The 2404-nt window shown below is 67.8% G+C and carries 1 protein-coding gene; it reads left to right on the plus strand.

Annotated elements, in window-relative coordinates; translation table 11 throughout:
- On the plus strand, nucleotides 1-2354 hold a 2354-nt coding region (locus tag AB1634_19355), incomplete at its 5' end, for a hypothetical protein (protein ID MEW6221670.1).
- Nucleotides 2355-2404 lie beyond the last annotated feature (50 nt).

Consider the following 2404-nt stretch of genomic DNA (forward strand, 5'->3'; position numbering starts at 1 on the left):
TGGCCGCCACCCCAAGCGCGGCGGCCAGGCGGGCCGCGGTGCCCCGCTTCAACCTGGCTGTGCAGGTTTACGGGGATGCCGCCGGCCGCGGCAACGTGCCCATCGAGATCGATGCCGCGGTGCTGCCTGCCCCGGTCACCGTCAACACCAATGCCGCCGGCTTCTTTGTCGCCACCCGGGTGCCAGCCGTCACCCTCAGGCTCACCCCCGAAAAGAGCGGCTACTACTTTGTGCCCCCCTCCTATACGGTGACCCTGGGCGCCGACAACGCCCCCTGGTCCCTGGTCTCCTTCGAGGCCAAGCCCGGCTTCCCGCCACCCACCGACATCCCCCACCAGGAGGCCTGGTCCGGCTCGGCCCATGCCGACCACACCGCCGAGGCCTTCACCAACTGGGATGAGGACGGCGCGGTGCCGACCTCCTGTGCCCGTTGTCACAGCTCGCCGGGCTATCTCGATTGTCTGGGCGAGGACGGCAGCCCCGCCGGCACCGTGGATGCGGCGGCGGCCCTGGGCACCGTGATCGAGTGCGCCACCTGCCACAACGACAGCACCGCCGCCCTGGCCGCCGTGACCTTCCCCTCCGGGGTGGAGGTGGGCGGACTGGGTCCGGAGGCCCGCTGCATGGTCTGCCACCAGGGTCGGGCCTCGACGGTGCAGGTGGATACCGCCATCGCCAATGCCGCCCTGCCGGATGACGATACGCCCAGCGCCAGCCTGTCCTTCGTCAACGTCCACTACTTTGCGGCCGCGGCCACCCTGTACGGCACCGTGGTCATGGGCGGCTACCAGTACGGGGACAAGACCTACGACGCCCGCCTCAACCACGTGGAGGGCATCGACACCTGCATCGATTGCCACGAGCCGCACTCGCTGCGGATCCGGATGGCGTCCTGCCAGGGCTGCCACTCCGGCCTGGTGGACACCAGTGACTTCCGGGATATCCGCACCATGGGCTCCCAGGTGGACTACGACGGCGACGGCAACATCACCGAAGGGGTGTGGTTCGAGATCGCTGGCCTGCAGGCCAAGCTGCTGGCCGCCATCCAGGCCTATGCCCTGGAGAAGGGCGGCGCGGCCATTGCCTACGGCTCGGACACCTATCCCTACTTTTTCCTGGACACCAACGGCAACGGCCAGGCGGATGCCAGCGAGAAGACCTCGGCCAACAAGTACAACGCCTTCACCGCCCGGCTGCTCCGGGCGGCGTACAACTACCAGACCTCCCAGAAGGACCCCGGCGGCTTTGCCCACGGCGGCAAGTACCTCATTGAGCTGCTCCACGATTCCATCGCTGACCTCAACAGCGCCCTCACCACCCCGGTGAGCCTCGCTGGCACCCACCGGGTCGATGAGGGCCACTTCGACGGCTCCACCGAGCCCTGGCGGAACTGGGACGAGGACGGCGAGGTTCCGGGCTCCTGCGCCAAGTGCCACGGCAAGAACGGCCTGGTGGATTTCCTGACCTGGGGCAGCAACACCGCCACCGAGGTGGCCAACGGCATGACCTGCGCCACCTGCCATGACGATTTGGCCCTCTTCACCCGCCGGGCCGTGGGCGCGGTGACCTTCCCCTCCGGCCTGGAGGCTGACATGGGGGACGACAGCAACCTGTGCCTGAACTGCCACCAGGGCCGGGCCTCCAAGAAGACCGTCGATGACACCATCGCCGCCTCCGGTGGGCCATACTCCTTCATCAACATCCACTACTTCGCCGCCGCCGCCTCGGTCCTGGGCACCGACGTCCAGGGCGGCTACGAGTACCCCGGCAAGACCTATGCCGGCAAGAACACCTTCCCGGGCCACCGGGGCTTTTTCGACACCTGCATCGAGTGCCACATGTCCAGCAAGACCGGCACCCTGGACCACAACGTGACCACCCCGAACCCGGCTTACTGCCATCTGTGCCACGGCCTGGACGTCTCCCAGCCCAACCCGGGATTTGACGTCGAGAGCTTCACCTTCGAAGGCATCCGGCCCAGCTCGGCGCCGGATTACGATGCCGACGGCAATGTCAACGAGTCCCTGCAGGCGGAGATCGATGGCCTGGAGGCCGCGTTGTACGCCCGCATCGTCGCCTACACCGCGGGCCTGGGCACCGGCGCGGTCTACGACGACAGCGCCTATCCCTACTGGTTCCGGGACACCAACGGCAATGGCGTCGCCGATCCGGCGGAGGTGAGCTCCGGCAACCGGTACCGGTTCAACGCCGCTGGCCTCAAGGCGGCCTACAACTACCAGACCAGCCAGAAGGAGCCCTGCGGCTATATCCACAACCCGCTCTACCTGGCGCAGCTCCTGGTGGACGCCATGGAGGACCTGGGGGGCGACGTCTCCGCCTTTCTCTGGCGCTGATCCGGCCGGCACAGCGTCGAGCCGTTTACTGTTCAGCCCCCCCCCCCACC

It is taken from the genome of Thermodesulfobacteriota bacterium, assembly GCA_040755095.1.
Classification (GTDB): domain Bacteria; phylum Desulfobacterota; class Desulfobulbia; order Desulfobulbales; family JBFMBH01; genus JBFMBH01.